Origin of the sequence: Massilia sp. CT11-108 (assembly GCF_047302915.1) — a bacterium.
Lineage (GTDB): Bacteria > Pseudomonadota > Gammaproteobacteria > Burkholderiales > Burkholderiaceae_D > Telluria > Telluria orientalis.
Genome location: NZ_JBKYMO010001417.1, coordinates 1 through 310, shown reverse-complemented (window position 1 = coordinate 310; position 310 = coordinate 1). Strand labels below are relative to the sequence as shown.

The 310-nt window shown below is 70.0% G+C and carries 1 protein-coding gene; it reads right to left on the bottom strand.

Going from position 1 to position 310, the window contains the following annotated elements:
* Positions 1–310: hypothetical protein (locus ACEN88_RS35080; protein WP_413347036.1), on the bottom strand; the 310-nt coding region annotated here is incomplete at both ends.

Sequence of the window (310 nt, the reverse complement as noted above, 5' to 3'; positions counted from 1 at the left end):
CCGCGGTCGCGGTCGTAGCCGCCGCGGTCGCGGTCCCAGCCGCGATGACCGCCGCGGTCGTGGTCGTAGCCGCGGCCCCGTTCGACGACGACGACGTCCGGGCGCGAGTTGTAGTAATAGCGGGGCGATTCCACATACACCGGACGCGACTCGACGTAGGCCGGTGCCGACTGGTAATAGCCGCCGGAATAGCCGCCCGAGTAGGCGTAGCCGCGGTTGCGATAGTAATAGTCGTCGTTGGTGCGGACCGAATTGCCGACCGCGGCGCCGATGGCACCCCCGACGAGCGCGCCGTCGCGACCACCCACGC